The organism is Catalinimonas locisalis (genome assembly GCF_038039535.1).
In the GTDB taxonomy this organism is placed as follows: Bacteria; Bacteroidota; Bacteroidia; order Cytophagales; family Cyclobacteriaceae; genus Catalinimonas.
Genome location: NZ_JBBPHP010000063.1, coordinates 1 through 21,290, shown reverse-complemented (window position 1 = coordinate 21,290; position 21,290 = coordinate 1). Strand labels below are relative to the sequence as shown.

Genomic DNA, 21,290 nt, shown 5'->3' with positions numbered 1-21,290 from the left:
GTCTTTATGAATAATTTAAACCCTATTCCATCAATTATTAGACCGATAACTTAATTCAGCACATTTATTTTATCCACCAGGAGTTCAAACTGCTCTTTGGAGTGTGTAGGAAAATTAGCGATTCTGATATGTTTTGACTTATTCGTGCCATATCCGCTGCCTATGATCAAGCTGTCTTTTTTTAGTGCATCAATAATTTCAGATGAAGGAGCTTTTGTTTCTGCCACTATGACAGTTTTAGAACGATAAGCAATGTCTTTAACGAAAGGAAATAGACTTGAATGTTGCTCAATAGCATGGTACATCAAGGCTGCTTTGTACTCAGTTTCCTGTCTGATCTTATCCATTCCTTTATTCAGCATGTCTGCACAGACCTTCGCTAAAAGATAGATATTAAGCACATTAGGCGTTTCGGGGGTTTGGTTTTTTTCACCTTTAGATAACAGAGAAGGTAAAGAATGATATGAACCGATACTCAATCCTTTGTCAGCCAGTTGTTGCGCTTTTTCTATACTACGGGGGCTTACAATCCACACACCAAGACCGGATGGTAAGCCAAATGCTTTCTGTACTGAGAAAAAGACGCTATCTACCTTCGTATAGTCTATCTGTGAATGAGGTAAAATGGATACTGCATCTACTACAATCAGCTTATCAGGGTAGGCAGATTGAATGGTATAAATATCTTCCAGTGGTTGTGAAGCACCTGTACTGGTTTCATTGAGTGTAAAAGCGATCAATTCAGTATCGGGGGTGATCTGAGATGGGTCAGGGACCACACAACTTCCTTCTTCAACTACTGAAGCTCCTACTTTTTTACCAAGCTCCTCAGCCGTAGCCTTGAAACGTTCTGAGAACGCTCCGTTGACATAATGGTAGCTTTTATGTTCTACACAGTTCTGAATGATACGTTCCCATATTTCAGTGGCTGAACCAGTAAAGAAAACATGATAACTATCTGGTACATTCAAAACTTCTTTAAGATTGCTTACTGCTTCCTGGTAAATATTCTGGAAAGTCTTGCTGCGATGAGAAATGGAAGGAACCTGTTCCTTCAATGCATTTTTGATATGCCCTTCTACAGTGAAGTATAACTCTGCCGGACCGGGAGTAAAATAAATATTTCTCATGATATCCAAATTTGCTTTTATTAGCGTGGATTTGATTTATGGCCGCAAAGGTAGCTAAATAATCACTGCTGTCTAGTGAAGAGGAAAGTATTTTCGTAATGTTATGAAAAAGAACAAAATCAAATAATGGACGTTAATCTTTTAAACAATTCAACATATTTTCATAACATTTATATGGAGTCTGTGGCAAAACAACAGAGAAGTATTGAGAAGTTGGAACGGGTAGCTTTCATTCTAAAGACTTTATCCCACCCTTTAAGATTAAGCATTGTTGATCTGCTTTCCCAACATAGCAGATTATCAGTCAATGAGATTTGCCAGGCATTGGACTCAGAGCAATCACTCACATCTCACCACTTATCTAACATGAAACTGAAGGGGATTTTGAACAGCTCCCGTGAAGGAAAAAATATATACTATAGCCTCAAGATGAAAGAGGTAGTAAAAGTATTGGCCTGTATGGATAATTGTGATGCCATAACTATTTGATAAATCAGTAAGTTCTTTTTATTGTTGATAATATATTTATCAGTATTTTGAAATTGTTATTGTTACTAACCAATAAAAAATATTATGCTTGATCAGATAATTAATTCATTGAAAGGCGAACTTGCCAAAAAATTTACCGGAGAGTTTGGCATGCAGGAAGACAAGGTAGATGATGCTGTAGGAATAGCCAAAGATGACATTTTTGAAACCGTAAAAGATGAGGTGGGCAGAGGAAATCTAGGAGGCCTGATGAGTCTTTTTCAGAACAAAGAGCAGATAGGAAGTAATCCCATCGTGACCAATATTATTAAGAAATATGCAGGAGACCTGGGCTCTAAGTTAGGCCTGGACCCTAGCCTTTCCAGCACCATCGCCAATTTTGCCATCCCTTTTATTCTGGGCAGGTTTATCAGCACGGCACAGGAAAAAGGTGTGGATCAGGCAAGCCTTATGTCTATGTTAGGTGGCAGTGGCCAGGGAAAAGATATGGGAGATATGCTGAAAGGTCAATTTGGGGATTCCTTAGGTGGACTTTTTAAATAATTTATAAATTTGCCAAAACCAAAAATTGAAAAGTCGCTATTGACTCTATGATGTCTTCTAAGTTACAAATTCCTGCTTTGCTGGAACCATTTCGCAAGCAAATTGAATCATCTGTTAAACCTTTTGTCAGAATATTTGCCAAGCCAGATGATGATCTTGAACTGACACAAAGCAAGTTTGGCGGATTTCCCTATCTTCCTCAGGGCCATGAGTACCCTAGCGGAGATAATGGACAGCCTTTGTTTATGCTTGCTCAGATCAATTTTGAAGAAATTCCGCATTTGGCAGGCTTCCCTAAGAAAGGAATCCTTCAATTTTATGTGGGAGATGATAATATGTACGGTCTGGACATGGATGATCCATTTGATCAGGCTAATTACAGAATTATCTATTTTGAAAATGTAGATTCTGACAATGCCCAGGAAGATTTTGATTTTCCGGATTTTGATAACGTGCCGGTACTGGAAAGTCACGCGCTGCGTTTTGAGATCCAATATGCGCCAGTTTCTCCAACAGATAGAGCATTTGATGAATATTTTGGTACGCCTGCTTTTGACTTTTTTGACCGCTTCGGCAATGATAAAGTGGAAGTACGCAGAGCTTATGCTCGTTTGGCCCAGGGAAATGGTCATAAACTGGGAGGCTATGCACACTTTACCCAAGAAGATCCCAGATTGGTGCAGGAGTTTGAAGAAGCAATGTTATTGCTTCAAATAGATTCAGATCATAAAAGCATATTATGGGGTGATGAAGGAATTGGTAATTTCTTCATACACCCCGAAGATCTGCAAGACTTAGAGTTTTCCGAAGTTCTTTATAACTGGGATAGTCCTTAAGCCAAATGTTTGGCTAAGAACTTTTCCATTTCTTCGTAAAACTCAAAACGGTTTTCTTCATTATGAAAGCCGTGTCCTTCATTGTCTTTGACCAGATAGTCAACATCTATACCTCTTTCTTTGAGGGCTTGTACAATCTGGTCAGACTCAGCTTTGTTGACACGAGGATCTTTGGCGCCCTGAGCGATAAGCAGGGGCGCTTTTATTTTATGGGCCTGCAAGGCAGGGGAGGTCTTTTCAAACTGCTCTTTCATATCCTCAGGATGACCTACCATTTCATACATCATCTCCAGCATAGGTTTCCAGTAAGGAGGAATGGTCTGCATAAAAGTAAATAGATTGGATACGCCCACATAATCTACACCGCAGGCATAAAGATCAGGGGTAAAAGTAAGACCGGCCAGCGTAGCATAGCCTCCGTAACTACCACCGTAAATGGCTACTTTTTTAGGGTCAGCAATGCCTTCATCAATCAGGTACTTTACGCCATCACTGATGTCGTCCTGCATTTTGAGCCCCCACTGCTTGAAGGAAGCTTCCCAGAAGTCGCGGCCGTATCCGGTAGAGCCACGGTAGTTCATTTGCAGCACCGCATACCCTCGGTTGGCAAGAAACTGTACCTCAGGGTTGAATCCCCAACTATCACGTACCCAGGGACCTCCGTGGGGATTAACGACCAGCGGTAATTTTTCATCTTTCTTATCCAAGGGAAGAGTTAGATATCCATGGATGGTAAGTCCATCTCTGGACTGATAGGTGACAGGTTTCATCTCGGCCATTTCATCTGCTTTGAGCCACGGACTTACTTCTATCAGCTTTTCTAACGTCTGAGCAGACTGATCGTAAAAATAGTAGCTCCCTAGAGTGCGGTCGCTATAAGTACGTACAATAAATTTGTCTTCATTTTTATTATAGCTGGTAATGGCGATTTCAACCTCACCCAGTTTTTCCTTCAGCCATTCATAGCGTTTTTTAGCTTCCTCATCCAGATAAGTTCTTTCGGTTTTCCAGGTAGTATAAGCAATGCCAGTCAGTACCTTTCGCTTTTTAGAGTAACTCAGGCTGCTAACATCTACTTCCGGATGCTCAAATATTTTTTCTGCTTCTTTTCCTGTAGTGGTATCCAGTATGACAATGGCAGATTTGTCCCTTCCCAGGTTAGAAGTAGCGAAGAGGTTTCTGTTGTCAAAAGTGAAGAATAGGGGAGAGGCACTTTCTTTAAAATTGGTAGTAAGCAGTGGCTTAAATTCCTGCTCCTCAGTTTCACGATGTAGCAGCGTGGTGTTGACGCCATCCGAAGTCATGGCTACTCTTAAAGCCCCATTATGGTCGGTAAGCCAGCCTACGATGTTACCGGGATTTTCTGCAATCATCTCCATCTCTCCGCTGACTAGGTTTAATCGGTAGGCGTCAAAGACTTCAGGATTACGTTTGTTCAATCCAATGATGACTTCATCGGGAAAATCTTCCAGGTCATCAATCAGTTGGGTACGTACATTATCAAACTGAGTGAGCGTTTTTTCATTATTTCCATCTTTGTCAATGGCGGTAAGGTAATAATTTTCATCTCCACCATTGTCCCTCAGGTAAACGATACGGTTATCATCAGCCCAGAAGTATCCGGCGATATCTCTTTCTGTTACACTGGTGATGCGCTTTACATTGTCTTCACCGATCTTTTGCACATGTATATTCATTCTGTCCTGAAAAGGAGCCAGAAAGGAGATATATTCTCCATTGGGGGATAGGTCAAAACCGGACTTTTCCGGGTTTCTAAAAAAATCTCTTACTGGTATTTTTCTAATTTGGGTCATATGTGTTTTTAAGAATTAGGAATCTCTTCAATAGCATCTTTCATTACCTGCCAGACATTGTTGGCTACAATTTTTTGCCCTTCAGCGGTGGGGTGAATCCCATCGCCCTGGTTGAGTTCTGTCTCACCGGCGACATCCTGTAACAAAAATGGAATCAGCATTACATTCTCTTCTTCAGCGATAGTGGGATATAGTTCCTGGAAACGTTGAGAATATTCAGGCCCCATATTAGGAGGAACCATCATGCCAGCCAGAATAATTTTGGCTTCTGGATTTGCGTCTTTTACCTTATCAATCATGGAGCGAAGGTTACGATTGGTCTCTTCGGTAGGAATACCCCTGAGCCCGTCGTTGGCTCCTAATTCCAATACAAAAATGTCAACATTTTGCCGCTCCAGTACCCATTCCAGGCGGGAATCACCACTGGCGGTTGTTTCTCCGCTCAGACCGGCATTTACCACCTGGTAATCAAGATTTAGCGAATCCAGCTTTTTCTGGATCAGGGCAGGGAAGGCCTCTTCGGGTTCCAGACCATAGCCTGCAGTCAGGCTATTGCCAAAAAACAGAATAACTTTCTTATCCTCGCTTTTTGTTGTATTTTCAACATTTTCCTCAGGAGCTTGCTCAGCAGATGTTGCTGAATTGTTTTGTTCCTCTTTTTGGCCGCAGGATAACAGCAGGAGGGAAATAGCCGTACTCAATAGGAGTGCTTGGACATTCTTCTTTGTACAATAATATATCAAGTTTTTTGTCAACATAAGTAAAAGGACGTTACGAGCTAAGTAATAATTTATGTTCTGATAACTTATACGGCAGCACAATAGTTAAATCTCGCAATTAAGCATAATATTTTATGTCATCAATTCTGAAAGTAAAAAACCTTAGCAAGACCTACCGCAGCGGAGATCATCAACTGACTGTATTGGATCAAGTAAATCTGGAAATTATAAAGGGAGATACCTGTGCTATTGTAGGGCCTTCCGGCAGTGGAAAAACCACCTTACTAGGCCTCTGTGCAGGTTTAGACCGTGCCAGTTCGGGCTCGGTCATTCTGAATGAAATCACGCTGGATCAGCTCAATGAAGATCAAAGAGCGGAGGTGAGGGGAAAATATGTAGGTTTTATCTTTCAGAATTTTAACCTGATGCCTACCCTGACCGCGTTGGAAAATGTGATGGTACCCCTAGAGCTTAGAGGTGAAAAAAATGCTGGTAAAATAGCAGTTGACTTATTAGATAAAGTAGGATTGGCAGCTCGTAAAGATCACTTTCCCACTCAACTTTCCGGTGGTGAGCAGCAGAGAGTTTCTATCGCCCGGGCTTTTTCCAATAGTCCGGCCATATTATTTGCCGATGAACCTACCGGTAACCTGGATGAAGAAACAGGCCAACATATTGAGCAGCTGATTTTTGACCTCAACCGTGATGCCGGAACCACCCTTGTACTGGTGACCCACGATATGAATCTTGCGAGAAAAACGCAGCAGATTGTAAGCATTAAAGGCGGAAAGATCGTAGAGAGCGACCTGAAGGTAAAAGCTCAGGAAGTTGACCAGTTGAAAGAAAAATAACCAACCCTATTATGAGTGAGCAAAAGCCCAGTTTCTCCTGGATACTTAAAATGGCATGGCGGGATAGCCGCAAAAATCGCTCAAGGTTACTGCTTTTCATTAGCAGTATCGTCTTGGGAATCGCTGCCCTGGTAGCGATCAATTCATTTAGCGACAATCTCCAGCAGGATATTGAAGGTGAAGCCAAAGCTCTTTTGGGTGCTGATCTGGTGGTAGAAAGTCGCCAACCCATTCCTGACTCAACCGTTCAGTTTTTTGATTCTTTAAGAGCGGAACAATCCCGAGAAGTGAGCTTTGCTTCTATGGTGCTTTTTCCTAAGAATGACGGTACCCGCTTAGTTCAGGTAAGAGCTTTGGAAGGAGAATATCCTTATTATGGAGATATAGAAACCGAGCCACTCTCTGCCAGCAGAGAATTCCGTGGACAACTCAAAGCTCTGGCGGATAACACCCTGATGCTTCAATATAATGCTGAACCCGGAGATTCTATCAAAGTTGGAGAGCTTACTTTCTTGCTGGAAGGAAGAATCAACAAGGTGCCCGGACAACCCGGAATCACTGCTACTGTGGCGCCTCCGGTTTACATTCCTATGGAATACCTGGAAGAAACCGGCTTGTTGCAGAAAGGCAGCAGGCTGAATTATAAGCTGTACCTAAAATTTCCTGAGGGCACGGATGTTACTGCACTGCTGAATGAAACCATAGAGCCGTTTCTGGACAAAGCAGACCTCCGCTTTGATGATGTAGAAGAACGCAAAGAAGAGATAGGTGAAACCTACGAGAATCTGACCGGATTCTTAAACCTGGTAGCATTTGTAGCGCTTTTGTTGGGATGTATTGGCGTGGCCAGTGCGGTACATATTTATGTGCGTGAAAAGCTGCTTTCAGTAGCCATTCTGAGATGTCTTGGAGGAAAGGGTAAATATGGATTTGGTATTTACCTTACGCAAATTATTATCATGGGGCTACTGGGGTCTATCCTCGGAGCAGCTTTGGGAGCAAGTATACAATTCGTTCTACCTGAGATATTTGCCGGGCTCTTACCAGTAGAAGTGAACCTTAGCATTTCCTGGCCAGCTATTATTCAGGGCGTGCTGATAGGGCTGATCATTTCCATACTATTTGCGCTGTTACCACTGATTTCCATACGAAAAATTTCACCACTGCGTACCATCCGTGCATCCCATGAAGAAAGCGAAGGTAGTGATCCATTGCAATTAATCATTATAGGCTTGGTCGTTGTGTTTGTGGGTATCTTCTCCTATTTCCAATTGGGAGAATGGGAAGAAGCTGCACTTTTTACGCTTGGTGTGGTAGTGGCATTTTTACTCCTGGGGGGAATCGCCAAGCTGATGATGTGGGCGGTGAAAAAGTACTTTCCATCTACCTGGCATTATGTATGGCGGCAAAGTCTGTCAAATCTCTATCGCCCTAATAATCAGACTTTGATTTTGATTGTAACGATTGGATTGGGAACTGCGCTGATCAGTACGCTATTCTTCGTGCAAAATCTTTTGCTGGAGAAGGTTGAGCTTACTGCTAAAGATGATCAGCCTAATATGGTACTTTTTGATATTCAGGATGATCAGGAAGAATCTCTGGTAGAACTTACCCAATCTTATGATCTGCCAATTTTACAAAGAGTCCCTATAGTTTCCATGCGTATGCACGCCATCAAAGGTATGACAGTACCAGAGATCAGAGAAGATACTTCTCAGCACATTCGGGGCTGGGTGTTGAATCGTGAATACCGGGTGACCTATCGGGATAGTCTTACCGAATCAGAAACCATTACTAAAGGTAAATGGAGGGGAAGTGTAGATTCTCCTCAGGATACGGTATGGGTTTCATTGGAGGATGACATTGCTGAAGATATGGAAGTAGATATTGGAGATAAAGTGACTTTCAATGTGCAGGGTGCAATTATTGAAACTTATGTGGGCAGTATCCGGGAAGTAGACTGGCAGCGTGTACAGACAAACTTTCTGGTAGTTTTCCCAACAGGCGTTTTGGAACAGGCTCCTAAATTTCATGTACTGATCACCCGGGTGGAGTCCAATCAAAAGGCAGCGACCTATCAGCAAGCCGTAGTGAAGGAGTATCCCAATGTTTCGGTCATAGATCTGCAATTAATCTTAAAGACCATTGATGAAATTGTGAGTAAGGTGTCATTTGTAATTCGCTTTATGGCCTTTTTCAGTATCATCACGGGAATTATCGTGCTAATAGGTTCGGTGATTATCAGTAAGTTTCAACGTATACAGGAGAGTGTGCTGCTCAGAACGATTGGCGCAAGTCGCCGACAAATACTGAATATTAATGCGCTGGAATATTTCTTCCTGGGCAGTCTGGCTACGTTTACCGGAGTGATCATTGCGCTGATTGCCAGTTGGGTGCTGGCACAGTTCAGCTTTGAAACTCCATTCTCACCTACGATACTTCCAGTGGTACTCACTTATTTTATCATCACCGGATTGACAGTACTGATCGGACTTTCAAACAGCAGGGAGATTGTCAACAACCCTCCTCTGGAGGTTTTGCGGAAAGAAGTTTAAAGAAATACAGAATTTGAGTTGATGAAAAGTGGGAGTAGTAAGTATCCCACTTTTCTTTTTTGCTGAATTTGATTTATTCGCCTGCACCAGGTTGGGCAAGTTCAGTAATTCCTTCTTTCTCTTTGGCTTCATCCACAATCGCTTTTACATCAGCAAGTAGTTTTTTGGCATCATACACTACCCCATCTTTTATTGTATATTTTACACCACCTACACGCTGTACTTCATTGCTGTCATTCAGTTTTACGGCACCTGTTCCGTAAAGCACTTTCAGGTTGGCAAGCGGGTTTTCTTCTACCAGAATCATGTCAGCGAGCTTACCTACTTCTATAGAGCCTAATTCGTCCGCCCTACCCAAAGCTTCAGCTCCTTTAAGTGTAGCTGCTCTAATTACTTCCAATGGATGAAAGCCTGCTTCTCTAAGTAATTCAAGTTCACGGATGTATGCGAATCCATAAGTCTGGTAGATAAAACCTGAGTCGGAACCAGTGGTTACTCTCCCACCACGATTTTTGTATTCGTTGACAAAAGTCATCCAAAGTTCATAATTTTTCTTCCAGTTGACTTCCTCTTCGGTACCCCAATCATGCCAGTGAGAGCCATGTGAGATACGGCTAGGCTTAAAGAAATCCCAGAGTGATGGCAGCGTATAATCCTGATGCCACTCAGCAGTACGAGCACGCATGAGGTCACGGTTGGCTTCATAAATATTGAAGGTAGGGTCAATGGTGAAATCCAGTGCAATCAGTTCATTCATTACTGCATTCCATTTATCGGAATAAGGCTCAGCAGCCTGTTCCCAAAGCTTACCGGCTTCGCCAAAACGATGTTGCTCATTCTGGTAGTTGTAATCCGCCGGATAGTTTTGAATGGTACGATCGGTAAAAAGAGCTTCGGGTAAGCCATACCAGTGCTCCATACTGGTCAGACCCATGCGGGCGGTATTGAGTACATTGAGCCAGGCTACATTGAGTTGCGCATGATGGCAGGCAGATCGCAAATCAAATTTTTTAGCTTCATCCAAAGCAGCTTCCATAATGTCGGGACGGGCTCCAAAAAACTTGATACCATCCGCACCTTCTTCAGCGATAGATTGTACCCAGGTCCGGGCTTGTTCCGGTGAGTTTACTCCATTCTCCAATCCCTGACCAAAGTAAGAATAGGCCTCTATGCGGGGAGCAGTGATCTGGTTGTTATCGCTTTTTGTTTTCTGATCCAGTACCCATTCCAATCCGTTACCGCAGGAAGGATCACGTATGGTCGTAATGCCATGAGCCATCCATAGCTTAAATACATACTCAGCAGGAGTGCCCTGCCCAAGGCCTCCGATGTGACCGTGCATGTCAATGAATCCTGGAAGTAAGTACATGCCGCTGGCATCTATTTCTTTGGCACCTTCAATAGCTTTAGGGCGTTTGCTTTCATCAATCTCAACCCCGGGGTAACCAACAGTTTTGATGGAAGTGATGCGGTTATTTTCCACCACTACATCTACCGGGCCAATAGGCGGCGAGCCTGCTCCATTGATCAGGGTAGCCCCACGAATGATCAACTGCTCAAACGAACCCTCGCCCTCCGTTCTTTCAGGAGCACGTGGTACTTCTACTTGCGCCAGTAAAATGGTTGAGTAAAGCAGAAATAAAAAACAGAGTAAAAGTCTGGATGTCATCGGATTTTGGCTAGGTTTAGGTAAGCTACGATGATACTCCAAAAAGTAAAAATATACAAGTGGGATAAAAAAAGAGCTACTCCATTGAGTAGCTCTTACTTAGATTTTATAACATTTAGTTCTGGTAATCAAAAGAAGCTAACCATCTACACAATATTTATGTTGGTTATCGGGCAGAACTCCCGAGCAACAAGCTCACTATGGTGGTGAAAATTAGTGAAATTGATTTGGGGGGATATAAATGTACAATGGAGTCTATCTTTTAATCAGACAAAATGTAGGGATTAGAAGCCTGATAAAGCTTTATCAAGATCATCCACTAGTTTCTTAGAAACTTTCTTAGGATTTTCTTTTCTCGCTTCTTTTAGCAGATTTGAAGCCTGGCTTCCATATTGTACTAAACCTTCAGGATTTTTGTCATAGTTATAGCTTCCTATACACCATTCAAGCTTCTCCTGAATTTCTTTGTATTTTTCACCATCTAAGGATTGGAATTTAGCAGCTGCATCTTTGCAGGCTTTTTCAAGTTTCAATGCAGGATCAGATTTAGCAGTTGCTTTCTTGGGTGCTGCCTTTTTAGCTGGTGCTGCTTTCTTAACAGGAGCGGCCTTTTTAGGAGCGTCAGTACTTTTAGCAGAAACAGGGCCCTTCTTAGGAGCTGACTCTTTCTTCGCTGTAGTAGAGTTTGTGGTCTTTGTGGTTTTAGCCATTGTAAAACGGATTTTAGTCAAACATTACTGTTGGTTAAGTGATGTCCCAAATTTAGAGAAAAATATATTGAAATATGCAACACTTACTTTACTTAAACTACTTGAAAATCAGGCAGATTGTTATCATTTACCCCGAATATTAACCTTTTTGAAATCATGAGTATGTTAGTGTACATACATAATTGTTGGTATTTTTATATCATACTGCAACTACCTTTACAGTAACTTTAAAATAAAGGGTATTTTATTCTCTCATTTTTAAAAAATGATATTCTCTATTTAAATGATTTATACTGAACAACTTAGCTTTTAGCCTGTAATAAATTTTCAAAAAAAAGTATAAAATATTTCACAGTTACTAACAGTTGTGCCAAAATGCTGAGCTTTTCCTCAAAATGTAGGTGAAAGTCTGACGACATCATCAGTCCTGATCCTTACTATTACTGCACTCATCCAATTAGTTTTTCAGTTGGTTCATTAATAAGCCAAGTTGTTAAGCATCACTTTCTCACCAGTATCAATAGATTGGAGAATTCCCTCAATGATCTGCACATCTCGCATGCCCATCTCACCGGGGACAGGAGTTTTTCTATTATTCAAAATACAATCCGCAAAGTCATCCATCTGTAAGGCCTGTTGATTTACTTGTCGGTATTCAATGGGGCCATTGCTGCTACTGCCTTTGATACCTCCATAAGGTGAAAAAGGGTTAAGCTCAAACCATCCGTTTTTGCAGGAGGCGTACAATCGGTTGGTGCTTGCATTATGACTTGTTTGTAAGTTGGCTACTGTTCCGCTGGGAAACTCAAATTGAAAAGTAACTGTCTCATCAACCTCTTTAAACTTCTCAGGCATCGTTTTAAATTCCTGGGCACGTACGTAAATAGGGTTTTTTCCCACAGTGTAGAGAGCACCTTGAATAGCGTATACACCCATATTACCTAACGCACCTGTTCCAGCAAGTTCTTTTTTCAGTCGCCATTGATCCCAGTTATCTCCCATTATATATCCTGCACCACAATCAATAAATTTAATGTCACCCATCACTTTGTTTTGACCCAGCCGCATAACTTCCTGGTTGTGAGGTTCAAAATGAAGACGATATCCGATGGACAATTTTACATCAGCATTATTACAGGCATCTATCATTTGTTGACATTCTTCGGATGTGATTGCCATGGGTTTTTCACAGATGACATGTTTGCCTGCCTGAGCAGCCCGAATAGTATATTCAGCATGCATAGCGTTGGGAAGCACAACATAAACAATGTCTATATCTTCATTGTCTGCAATGCTATCAAAATTTTCGTAGTTGTAGATATTTTTTTCGGGAATGTCATATTTCTCTTTCCACACTTTTTCTTTGGCAGGAGTGCCGGTTACTATTCCAGCCAGATAACAGTTTTTGGTCTCCTGAAGCGCTGGTGCCAGCTGACCAGTACTATAGCTTCCCAATCCTACCAGGGCAATGCCAAGCTTTCTGTTTTGTTGCTCTTTCCAAAAAGATGAATTATTTAATGCCAGTTGCGGAGAGAGGGTAATTCCTCCTAAGCTGGCAGTGAATGTTTTGTTGAAGTTGCGACGGCTGATTTTATGGCTCTTCATACTGAGGGTAAAGGTTTTATGGCATTTAATAGTGTATTTAACCAAAAAATTGGTTGTCAGTTTTAAAATATAGAGGAATCAGAATTTAAAATCTACAAATGGTGGAGTTTAATAGCACAGCCCTGCCTATGTGTTGTATAAAGTGTATCCAAAATCTATGTTTGTGAATTATATCTATATAATTTTATACTCTATTTTTTGATTGAATTGTTGTTACTGCCAGAGCAAAAGTGATCAGCAAGGATACCATTCTTGCTACTGGGAATCAGGCTAAGGGCGAAGCCTATTTTGGAGATAGTACCAGCATTATTGATTTAAAAAAAGGATTTGTGGCCCCTGGTTAGATTGACACCCACGGTATATTATCACTTTTGGTTTTTGTTTACCATCAGTAAACCTGAGACACTGCTACTCCAGAAGTTTTCATTATCAAAATCATAGATTTTGCAAAGACACTTGAGCCTGAAACCAGAGCAAAAAATAAAAATGGAAGAAGCGTTAAAAGCTTATACTATCAATACTGCTTTTGCTTCATTGAGAATATTAAGAATACTTTGGAAACATGTAAACTTGCTGATCTGGTAGTGATTGACCAAAATAATATAAAAATCAAGCCTGCAAACATTAGACAGGTGAAGGTACTCATGACGGTAGCAAGTGGTAAAGTTAACTACAAGTATGAGGGAGGTAAATAACATTAAATATTCACTTTCTCATTTGCAGGAAAAGTAAGAATAAACTGACTACCTTTTCCAGTTTCACTTTCTAACTCAATACTCCCCTGCATCTTGTCTACCAATGTTTTTACTATTGCCAGGCCTAATCCATGCGAACTTTCTCCGCTGGTAGGTCGGGCACTAAGCTTAGTAAACTTTTTATAAAGATGTTTTTTATCCTCAGGACTAAAGCCAGGCCCCTGATCTTTAACCTTAATCACGATATGCTCTCTATCAACCTGCTCACCAACTATAAAAATTGTGGTTTTGGTAAAAGAATACTTGATAGCGTTAGAAAGCAGGTTATCCAATATCCGGGAAAGGTATATGATATCTGAACGGAAAATAATATTGGTATCACAATGAACTTGCAGATTGATATTTTTGGATTTGGCACCCGACAGATGCGTTTTAGCTTGTTCATCCAGAAATACCTTGAGGTTGATTTCGGCAAAATTAACACCCAAAGTATTGGTAAAAGCATTCATATCCAAAAGGTCCTTAACCAGATTTACTCCTTCCTGTGAGGTTTCTTTGATCAGTGAGACATATCTTTCACGTTCATCATGGTCCTGTCCAGGTAATAACAATAAGTCTGAAAGACCGGATAGACGGTTTAGAGGTGACTTCAGATCGTGGGCCACCATATTCATGAGGGTGTCTTTCTCCTGGTTGAGTTGCTTTAGCTTCTTGTTCTGGGCTTCCAGTTGTAAATACTGTTCACTTATTTTTTCATTCTGAAAGCTGATTTCTTTATGCTGCCGTTCAATTTTGCTTTTACGAATTTCCAGTAATCTATTCTGATTCTTACTGCGATTATAAAATATGACTGCCACAGATAAGAGTGTGAGAATGAGAACGATAATAATGCTCTGGGCAACATTTTTACTACGCTCTTGTCTAAGTGTAAATTCTTGCTGGGCGGCAGATGCTTCTAGCAAATTATATTCGTATTCTTTTTGACTAAGCAGAAGGCGGGTTTCCATTCGCTCCATGTTTTTAGCTTTTTCTACATTGAAGAGCGAATCTTTATAGTTAATGTATTTTCGATGAAAGAAAAGAGCCTTCTGATAAGCTTCTAATTGCTCATAAACCTGAGCAAGATAGTAGTGAGTTTCAGTAAGGGCATCCAGAAGTTTGGCTTGCTCAGCCGACTCAATCACTTTTTCCAGGTGCTGACGTGCAGTATATAGGTTTCCTTTATGAAGATAAATTTTGCCAAGCAGTAAGTTGATATTGGTCAACAGTTGTTGATTGTTTACATTTTGTGCAATTGTTAGCGCTGCCAGGCTGGTCAGGAGGGCCTTTTGATATTTGTTCTGCTCAAGATAGAGGCTAGACATGCTCAGATCAATTTCTGCTACACTGATTTGATCATCGTCAGCAGTGCTGATTTGCTTAGCTTGTTGGAGATAATTATGTGCTCGTGAATAATCAGATTGTTTTTGTGAAACACTGGCAAGCTCTTCATACACAGAGACCATACCCCGGCTATCATGAAGATTTCTGCGTATGATCAGCGTTTTTTGAAGCATTTCTTCTGCCTTTTCATACTCATTACGAAGTGAGTACAATTGTGCCAGACTTTTATAACAATAACCTGCTCCCTGAGTGTCATTTATGCTTTCAAAAATTTTAAGGGCCTTATGGTAAAATTTATAGGACTCAATCTGGTCTCCCTGGGAGAAAAAAAGCCTTCCCAAACTATTGTAAGCATGGGCAATCTGAGCAGAGTCTTTGGTGGCTTTAGCTTCAAATAATGCCTGTTTATGGTAAATGTATGACTCTGAAAACTTTCCCTGATATATTGAGGCAATACCCATATAGTTTTTTGCCTGAGCAATACCATACTGGGTATTAAACTGTTTACTAAAATCAATTGCTTTTTGGCAATAGGATAAAGTGCTATCAGGATAAGATAGTCGGTACTCCCAACCGATCTGGTTGAGCAAATTAATTTTTTCTTTACCAGAAGATAGTTCAAGTTGTGAAACGAGACTATTTATTTTTTCCATTTGCTGAGCAAATAAGCTGAAGCCGCAAAACAGGAGAAAGAAGGAAAAAAGAATAAGTCGTTTCATGATTTGGACATGAAAATTTTATGGAAATTTATGAATGCCTATGCCCACACGCTCATCAAAACTTTTCCAAGTTATAAAACATTTGACTTCTTTCTTATAAAATTTTGAATAGAATCTTACTTAATTTTCTTGGTGCATGGCTTTATCATTTTCTGGTTTTCGCTTTTCTGGATGGTTTATTAAAGTTTGAAATGATGATTTTCTTGTGTTATTATGCACAATGTATGTTTTACTAATATTCATCAATCAAAAATATAGTACATATGAATAATCCGATTTGGGTAATGAGTTCTGCTTTGGATAGTTTAAGCTTTTCAGAGGTGATACAAAAAGCAAAGCAAGTAGGTGCGCAGGGTGTGGATCTTTGTGTTTTCCGGCGAGATGGTACCCGTACTGATCATGTGGCTACTCATCTGGATTATGAAAGCTTTGACATGGAATCAGCCAGAAAAGTAATTGATGCCTTTAATGAAGCAGGCCTGAAAGTTTCTGTCGGGGCTTTTGAAAACTGTATTGGAGGAGACACTGAACAGCAGCTAAAAAACCAGAATCATTTACTGCGTCTCATCAGAATTGCACATTTGCTGGGAGGTGATGAAAATGATGTTACTGTAGGTACTTTTGTAGGATACAATCATGAATTAGGCAATCAGGAAAATGGGTTTCAAAAGAATCTGGATCGCTATCAAAAGGTATTTACGCCTATCATCAAGTATGCAGAAGACCTGGGGGTAACGGTCATATACGAAAACTGTCCGATGGAAGGCTGGCGTTCAGCAGCATATACCAGCACTTATAACAATCTGACCGGAGTTCTGGCTGCACGTAAACTGATGTATGCCATGATCCCCAGCAAAGCCCATGGTGAAATTTATGACCCTTCGCATGATGTATGGCAGCACACTGATCCGGTAGAGGTGATCAAAGCCACTGATATGCAAAGGGTGAAGCGGGTGCATGTAAAAGCTACCCGTAATCTGATCAACGCCAAGCAAATACACTGGGGCGGAATGTATCCGGTACAGCAGGTAGACAAATCCTTAGCAGAAAAAGCGGGAGTGCCACTTCCTGATCATGAGTGGGACAGGCATAATTATGAAGCCATGCTGCCCGGTTTTGGCGGTTCTGACAGTATGGACTGGAGGGCTTTTGTAGATGTATTGAAAGAAAAAGATTTTCAGGGACCTTTTGAAATTGAAAATGAAGCGGCGCTTTCCAAAGCTACAGGCAATCTGGCTGCTACTTTACAGGGTTATCAGGCAACCATTATGTTTTTAGCCCCCATGTTATGGCCTCTGACGGATGAAGGTTATCAGTATAACAGAAAAAGTGATCAACCTCTAAAGCATATAGCGCAGAAGGATATACCTGAAGTGAAAATGGAGGATTTAGCCTGAAGTGTATCAATGACTGAACGATTAAACTGTTAGGGATTGATTTTGTCAAGAAACCAATCCCTAATCTCTAACCCCCAGTCTCTGCGCTACGCTACATCTCTTGTCTTGAGCATGCGGAAGCTCAGGAAAACAAAGAGGACGCAATAAGCCAGCACCAGTAAAACTTCATGCCATACCAGGTAGTCCTTCACTTCCTGGAAAGCATATTTGATGTAGGGAAAGCTAATGAGCTTATTTATCGCTCTTATCGGTAAATATTCATAAAAAGAATATTGCTCATACACATTGGAAAGGATCAAGACACCAATTGGCTCAATGAATAATCCATAAAGCGCAAGCAATACAATAGCAAAACCCGTTTTCTTGATGAGCATGCCTACAAACAAAGAAAAGGTAAGAAAGGCAAAGACATCCAGAAAGTATGCAGGTACAAACTCAAAATTCTGGAAAACGACGTCTATCCCTTGTACGGGAGAGTAGATGGTGCCGAGTATCATACCCATTACAAACACAAAAAGCACATTGACCAGCGCCAGCAGAAAAATGATGATCAGTTTGGAAGCCAGAAACTCCCATTTGTCCAGACCATCAATGATGTTTTGCCGGATGGTACGAAAGCTCCACTCATTACAGATGGAAATGACTACGATGAAGCCCAGAAAGATCTTGAAGAAAGTGGCCAGATAGGTAATGTTGTGCCAAATGTCAGAAAAGTCGTAAAAGGGAATCATCGCAGGGCTTAAGCCTTCAAAGGAGGCTCCGCGACTTTCCAGGTATTCCAGGTAAAGCATCACACTGGAACATACCAGTGCCAGCACCAGAAAATACAAGCCGGTCAGAATCCAGAACGGGCGATAGTGCTTAAGCTTGAGCCATTCTATGGTGAGTAATCTATTCATCGGATGAGGCTAAGAGTTCTAAAAATTGTTTTTCCAGGCTTTTGGTCTGCTGCGAAAGGTGGGAGAGGATGATTCCTTTTTCCACCAGAAACCGATTGAGATCACTGCTGTTTTGTGATTGATCCAACTGCAATTTCAGATGACCGTTTTCCCGTACCATGCCTTTGACATGAGGAAATTCAGCAGCAATCTGTTGTAACTGCTCCATATCGGCAGCGGCTACTTCTACGGTATCAGAGCCGTGAAGCGCGTCCGCCACACTACCGCTATAGATTTTTCTGCCTTTTTTAAGTACCGCAAAATGAGAGCATACTTTCTGCACCTCATCCAGCAGGTGGCTGGCAAGGATGATCGTTTTTCCTCGTCTGGCTATTTCTATGATCAGCTGACGAATCTCAGCGATGCCCTGTGGGTCCAGTCCATTGGTAGGTTCATCCAGGATCATTACTTTGGGATCGGCGAGTAGGGCAGAAGCAATGGCGAGTCGCTGTTTCATACCCAAAGAATAATGCTTAAAAGGATCATCCTTGCGTTCCAGCAGTCCCACGGTTTTCAGTACCTCCTCAATTCTGCCAAAATCCACGTCTTTGATTTTGGCTACGACTTTCAGGTTTTGAACGGCTGAGAGGTAAGGGTAGAAAGTGGGAGTCTCCAGGATGGCTCCGATCTGTTTGCGTACTTCAGTAGAAGGTGGCTGACCAAACCATTGGAAGCTGCCGCTGTCTTTAGCAACTACATCCAGCAGGATACCGAGAGTCGTAGATTTGCCACTTCCGTTAGGACCTAAAATGCCGAAAACCGAACCTTCTTCTACTTCCAGAGAAAGTCCGTTGACCGCATGTATTTTGCCGTAGCGTTTGTGCAAATCCTGTATGGATAATATCTTATTCACGCTCATTTCGGTTGATTTTTTACCTCTTCCTGATCTTTATCTTTAAAAAACTGGCCAGACAATTCTGCCACCTTTCCAAAATTGAAATCACTTTGGATCAGCTTCATCAGGGAAGGCAGATGAGGTGCGCCCTGCATGTCAAAGAGCATGAGTGAACTGTCACTTTCCACCACTGAAATGTAGGCTTCAGGATCATCACCGAGAGCGTACACATAAATATGGTTTCCCTTATCATCCATAGTAAATAGCTCTTCAAACTTCTCAGAAGCTAATTCATCTTTAAGTTTTTGAAAATCCGAACTACTAAGGTTTGCGCTCTTCTTCTCAAACGTTAGGAAGCTGAGTTTTTCAATATTGCGGACCAGCCGCTGATAATCAGGATTATTCTCCCGGTTGATCATGCGCAGCGTACTGGGGTAAAAATAAAACGAAGTGCTGGGGGGATGGCTCTCTAAAAAGCGAGCAACCGTTTTACTTTGGGCATGGCTTTCCAGACAAAAAATTAGGGTCAATGCTGTCATCAAAAGAACTTTCATCTTGGTTTGGGTTGTGTTGTTGCATCCATAAGATTAATGGTAGGTATTTGACTAGTCAAATACCTACCATTAATCATTTACTGCTTTCCTTTCTTTTCATCTATATTCTCTAGGTACTGCATGCCATTGATTTTCATGCCTTTGGAAAGCTTGGAGATTTGCTTGAGATCTATTTCACCAAAGAGACTCATAGCTACAAATTTATAGTCACCCCCCACCAGCATCAGCAGTTCGCTGATCTTTCCGCCTTCTTCCTGTATCATGAAGATCATATCGTCTTTGCCGTCGCGGATAGACATCAACTCTTCAAAATTACTTTTCTGGATGCTGGCTTTGGCTTCCTTATAGTACTTCTGTGCATTACCAACGCTATCCGCAGCCAAAATTTTCAGTCCTTTGAGTTTGCTTATGGCATTGGCCATTTCTTTGGTGTCAGGGTCATCAGGTTCAAACTCGGTAAAGAGGTCAAACATTTTGCTGTTGATACTTACTTTGGTAAAGTCTTCATTATCAGCGTATTTGTCAAACAGAGAGGCTATGGCTGAGTTTTGTGCCTGCACACCAAAGGCAAGCAGTTGCATAGCGATGATGGTTATGATAAGCTTTTTCATTTAAATGTTTTTTAATGGTAAAATGGAATGCCCTTCAAAAATTTGTGTCAGGCCATTTCATAATGTGTTTTCTTTAACTTTTTCTTGTGCTTCACTAAAATTTTCTAATTTTTCCAGGTGTTGAGTCCCCTCATTCATCATGCTTGAGATGAGTAAAAGTGCCTGCTTGGTCTGTTCATAAGCCAGTTTTGGGTCCTCAGAAACGTTTTCAATCTTTTCTGATGCTTCAGCCCTTTCTTCTGCCTGTTCGGTAGTATAATCTTTTACCAGAAAGACAGAGAGCAACAATAAGGTCACTGCGGCTGCAATTCTTAAAAGTGTTCTAAAGCTCCAGCTAGCACTTGATTTCTCTATTGTATGGATAACAGTTTCATCAAAATCATCATCCAGGGTTTTGAACTGACGGTCAGTTTTGAATTTCCGGAACAGTGTTGCCACGCCTTGTAGATGCTCAGGTACTTCTTCCTCTGTGAAGAAATTTTGCAGTACCTGCTCTTCTTCCAGACTGGTATCTCCGTCCCAGTACTTGTCCAGCAGTTGTTCAATTTTTTGTAATTCCATATGCATCGATGCTTTGCAGATTCTTTTTCAAACTTTGTCTAGCCCTGAATAAATTGATTTTGACTTGTCCCAGGCTGACATTCAGGACTTCGCTGATTTCCTCATAAGAGTAGCCTTCTACATCACGCAACTGCAAGACCTGCTTTTGCAAGGGTGGTAGCTGTTGCATAAATCGCTGTAAGTTGCTCAGCACATCCTGTGTTTCAGTACTTTCGTAAGGTGACTGAGACTGATAGGTAAAAGTCAGTTCCTCTTCCAGTACCTCTGTTTTACTGTAGTGTCCGGACTTCAGCTTATTGAGTGAAATGTTACGGGTAAGTTTCATACACCAGGCTTCCACACTCCGGTAGAGATGCAGGTCTGCGCGCCGGTCCCAGGCTTTGATGAGTACTTCCTGCACTACATCCTGGGCTTCATCCTCATTGCCCAGATAGCGCAGGGCAAAGCGGTAAAGCTTATTTTTGACAGGGAGGACGCTATGTTTAAACTCTTCAAGTAGCATATTCATGGGCAAGACAAGCGAGTAGAAGGAAAGTTACAGAGAAGATGAAAATTTTTTTCAGAAAAAGAGAGAAGAATTGATGCGTGGAGAAAAATGCTTTAGAGCATGTTTAAAAATTTGCTTTTGTTTCAAGCTAATCTTTGAATTACAATTTGGCAATTCTGCCAGAGCACC

At 41.3% G+C, this 21,290-nt stretch carries 20 protein-coding genes; 7 read left to right on the top strand and 13 right to left on the bottom strand.

The annotated features are described in order from the left end of the window. Positions 1-50: 50 nt before the first annotated feature. The gene (locus WJR50_RS32110; RefSeq protein WP_341297437.1) at positions 51-1,130 is read right to left on the bottom strand and encodes an aminotransferase class V-fold PLP-dependent enzyme; all 1,080 of its coding nucleotides are present in this window, start codon (positions 1,128-1,130) and stop codon (positions 51-53) included. Positions 1,131-1,256: 126 nt separating this feature from the next. Between WJR50_RS32110 and WJR50_RS32105 the strand changes: the two genes are divergently transcribed. The 3 genes from WJR50_RS32105 to WJR50_RS32095 all read left to right on the top strand — a co-directional run bounded on the left by WJR50_RS32105 (position 1,257) and on the right by WJR50_RS32095 (position 2,998). Further along, positions 1,257-1,619, top strand: coding sequence for an ArsR/SmtB family transcription factor (locus WJR50_RS32105; RefSeq protein WP_341297436.1), 363 nt, complete (start codon positions 1,257-1,259; stop codon positions 1,617-1,619). A gap of 84 nt (positions 1,620-1,703) precedes the next feature. Further along, positions 1,704-2,162, top strand: coding sequence for a DUF937 domain-containing protein (locus WJR50_RS32100; protein WP_341297435.1), 459 nt, complete (start codon positions 1,704-1,706; stop codon positions 2,160-2,162). A gap of 47 nt (positions 2,163-2,209) precedes the next feature. After that, positions 2,210-2,998 carry a YwqG family protein gene (locus WJR50_RS32095; RefSeq protein WP_341297434.1) on the top strand — a complete coding sequence of 263 codons (789 nt, stop codon included), beginning with the start codon at positions 2,210-2,212 and terminating at the stop codon, positions 2,996-2,998. On the opposite strand, the gene WJR50_RS32090 is transcribed toward WJR50_RS32095, so the two are convergent. Together WJR50_RS32090 and WJR50_RS32085 are read right to left on the bottom strand one after the other, a co-directional pair. Next, complete coding sequence (locus WJR50_RS32090; protein ID WP_341297433.1) at positions 2,995-4,812, bottom strand: S9 family peptidase; 1,818 nt, start codon at positions 4,810-4,812, stop codon at positions 2,995-2,997. The two genes, WJR50_RS32095 and WJR50_RS32090, sit on opposite strands and share 4 nt — an antisense overlap. 8 nt (positions 4,813-4,820) lie before the next feature. Then, complete coding sequence (locus WJR50_RS32085) at positions 4,821-5,513, bottom strand: arylesterase (protein ID WP_341297432.1); 693 nt, start codon at positions 5,511-5,513, stop codon at positions 4,821-4,823. A gap of 152 nt (positions 5,514-5,665) precedes the next feature. Between WJR50_RS32085 and WJR50_RS32080 the strand changes: the two genes are divergently transcribed. Then, a complete protein-coding gene (locus WJR50_RS32080; RefSeq protein ID WP_341297431.1) occupies positions 5,666-6,382 on the top strand; it encodes an ABC transporter ATP-binding protein in 717 nt (238 codons plus the stop codon). Between the two features lie 11 nt (positions 6,383-6,393). After that, positions 6,394-8,937: an ABC transporter permease gene (locus WJR50_RS32075; protein WP_341297430.1), complete on the top strand. Its 2,544-nt coding sequence runs from the start codon at positions 6,394-6,396 to the stop codon at positions 8,935-8,937. Positions 8,938-9,010: 73 nt separating this feature from the next. On the opposite strand, the gene WJR50_RS32070 is transcribed toward WJR50_RS32075, so the two are convergent. From WJR50_RS32070 to WJR50_RS32060, 3 genes are all read right to left on the bottom strand, one after another. After that, positions 9,011-10,606, bottom strand: a complete 1,596-nt coding sequence (locus WJR50_RS32070; RefSeq protein ID WP_341297429.1) for an amidohydrolase family protein — start codon at positions 10,604-10,606, stop codon at positions 9,011-9,013. A gap of 284 nt (positions 10,607-10,890) precedes the next feature. Further along, positions 10,891-11,316 (bottom strand): hypothetical protein, encoded by a 426-nt coding sequence (locus WJR50_RS32065; RefSeq protein ID WP_341297428.1) that lies wholly within the window; start codon positions 11,314-11,316, stop codon positions 10,891-10,893. Between the two features lie 477 nt (positions 11,317-11,793). Next, complete coding sequence (locus WJR50_RS32060) at positions 11,794-12,921, bottom strand: Gfo/Idh/MocA family protein (protein ID WP_341297427.1); 1,128 nt, start codon at positions 12,919-12,921, stop codon at positions 11,794-11,796. A 425-nt stretch (positions 12,922-13,346) separates the two neighbouring features. On the opposite strand from WJR50_RS32060, the gene WJR50_RS34345 reads away from it, so the two are divergent. Then, positions 13,347-13,616 carry an amidohydrolase family protein gene (locus WJR50_RS34345; protein ID WP_445223514.1) on the top strand — a complete coding sequence of 90 codons (270 nt, stop codon included), beginning with the start codon at positions 13,347-13,349 and terminating at the stop codon, positions 13,614-13,616. Positions 13,617-13,618: 2 nt separating this feature from the next. Here the strand turns inward: WJR50_RS34345 and WJR50_RS32055 are convergent, their stop codons facing one another. Further along, on the bottom strand, positions 13,619-15,718 hold the full coding sequence (locus WJR50_RS32055; RefSeq protein ID WP_341297426.1) for a tetratricopeptide repeat-containing sensor histidine kinase: 2,100 nt from the start codon (positions 15,716-15,718) through the stop codon (positions 13,619-13,621). A 263-nt stretch (positions 15,719-15,981) separates the two neighbouring features. On the opposite strand from WJR50_RS32055, the gene WJR50_RS32050 reads away from it, so the two are divergent. Beyond that, positions 15,982-17,115, top strand: a complete 1,134-nt coding sequence (locus WJR50_RS32050; RefSeq protein ID WP_341297425.1) for a sugar phosphate isomerase/epimerase family protein — start codon at positions 15,982-15,984, stop codon at positions 17,113-17,115. A gap of 86 nt (positions 17,116-17,201) precedes the next feature. Here WJR50_RS32050 and WJR50_RS32045 read toward each other — a convergent pair whose 3' ends face one another. The 6 genes from WJR50_RS32045 to WJR50_RS32020 all read right to left on the bottom strand — a co-directional run bounded on the left by WJR50_RS32045 (position 17,202) and on the right by WJR50_RS32020 (position 21,122). After that, positions 17,202-18,014 carry a DUF2705 family protein gene (locus WJR50_RS32045; protein ID WP_341297424.1) on the bottom strand — a complete coding sequence of 271 codons (813 nt, stop codon included), beginning with the start codon at positions 18,012-18,014 and terminating at the stop codon, positions 17,202-17,204. After that, the gene (locus tag WJR50_RS32040; RefSeq protein WP_341297423.1) at positions 18,007-18,906 is read right to left on the bottom strand and encodes an ABC transporter ATP-binding protein; all 900 of its coding nucleotides are present in this window, start codon (positions 18,904-18,906) and stop codon (positions 18,007-18,009) included. The genes WJR50_RS32045 and WJR50_RS32040 overlap by 8 nt, the downstream gene beginning before the upstream one ends. 2 nt (positions 18,907-18,908) lie before the next feature. Continuing rightward, on the bottom strand, positions 18,909-19,442 hold the full coding sequence (locus WJR50_RS32035) for a DUF4252 domain-containing protein (RefSeq protein WP_341297422.1): 534 nt from the start codon (positions 19,440-19,442) through the stop codon (positions 18,909-18,911). A 77-nt stretch (positions 19,443-19,519) separates the two neighbouring features. Next, positions 19,520-20,053, bottom strand: a complete 534-nt coding sequence (locus WJR50_RS32030; RefSeq protein WP_341297421.1) for a DUF4252 domain-containing protein — start codon at positions 20,051-20,053, stop codon at positions 19,520-19,522. Positions 20,054-20,110: 57 nt separating this feature from the next. Beyond that, complete coding sequence (locus WJR50_RS32025; RefSeq protein ID WP_341297420.1) at positions 20,111-20,614, bottom strand: PG0215 family putative anti-sigma factor; 504 nt, start codon at positions 20,612-20,614, stop codon at positions 20,111-20,113. Next, positions 20,595-21,122 carry a GFO_1088 family ECF-type sigma factor gene (locus WJR50_RS32020; protein ID WP_341297419.1) on the bottom strand — a complete coding sequence of 176 codons (528 nt, stop codon included), beginning with the start codon at positions 21,120-21,122 and terminating at the stop codon, positions 20,595-20,597. The genes WJR50_RS32025 and WJR50_RS32020 overlap by 20 nt, the downstream gene beginning before the upstream one ends. Positions 21,123-21,290: the final 168 nt, after the last annotated feature.

Bases quoted from the DNA above. Each gene is read 5' to 3' on its own strand.
- WJR50_RS32110 (WP_341297437.1), bottom strand. From the start codon at position 1,130: ATGAGAAATATTTATTTTACTCCCGGTCCGGCAGAGTTATACTTCACT.
- WJR50_RS32105 (WP_341297436.1), top strand. From the start codon at position 1,257: ATGGACGTTAATCTTTTAAACAATTCAACATATTTTCATAACATTTAT.
- WJR50_RS32100 (WP_341297435.1), top strand. From the start codon at position 1,704: ATGCTTGATCAGATAATTAATTCATTGAAAGGCGAACTTGCCAAAAAA.
- WJR50_RS32095 (WP_341297434.1), top strand. From the start codon at position 2,210: ATGATGTCTTCTAAGTTACAAATTCCTGCTTTGCTGGAACCATTTCGC.
- WJR50_RS32090 (WP_341297433.1), bottom strand. From the start codon at position 4,812: ATGACCCAAATTAGAAAAATACCAGTAAGAGATTTTTTTAGAAACCCG.
- WJR50_RS32080 (WP_341297431.1), top strand. From the start codon at position 5,666: ATGTCATCAATTCTGAAAGTAAAAAACCTTAGCAAGACCTACCGCAGC.
- WJR50_RS32075 (WP_341297430.1), top strand. From the start codon at position 6,394: ATGAGTGAGCAAAAGCCCAGTTTCTCCTGGATACTTAAAATGGCATGG.
- WJR50_RS32070 (WP_341297429.1), bottom strand. From the start codon at position 10,606: ATGACATCCAGACTTTTACTCTGTTTTTTATTTCTGCTTTACTCAACC.
- WJR50_RS32065 (WP_341297428.1), bottom strand. From the start codon at position 11,316: ATGGCTAAAACCACAAAGACCACAAACTCTACTACAGCGAAGAAAGAG.
- WJR50_RS32060 (WP_341297427.1), bottom strand. From the start codon at position 12,921: ATGAAGAGCCATAAAATCAGCCGTCGCAACTTCAACAAAACATTCACT.
- WJR50_RS32055 (WP_341297426.1), bottom strand. From the start codon at position 15,718: ATGAAACGACTTATTCTTTTTTCCTTCTTTCTCCTGTTTTGCGGCTTC.
- WJR50_RS32050 (WP_341297425.1), top strand. From the start codon at position 15,982: ATGAATAATCCGATTTGGGTAATGAGTTCTGCTTTGGATAGTTTAAGC.
- WJR50_RS32045 (WP_341297424.1), bottom strand. From the start codon at position 18,014: ATGAATAGATTACTCACCATAGAATGGCTCAAGCTTAAGCACTATCGC.
- WJR50_RS32035 (WP_341297422.1), bottom strand. From the start codon at position 19,442: ATGAAAGTTCTTTTGATGACAGCATTGACCCTAATTTTTTGTCTGGAA.
- WJR50_RS32030 (WP_341297421.1), bottom strand. From the start codon at position 20,053: ATGAAAAAGCTTATCATAACCATCATCGCTATGCAACTGCTTGCCTTT.
- WJR50_RS32025 (WP_341297420.1), bottom strand. From the start codon at position 20,614: ATGGAATTACAAAAAATTGAACAACTGCTGGACAAGTACTGGGACGGA.
- WJR50_RS32020 (WP_341297419.1), bottom strand. From the start codon at position 21,122: ATGAATATGCTACTTGAAGAGTTTAAACATAGCGTCCTCCCTGTCAAA.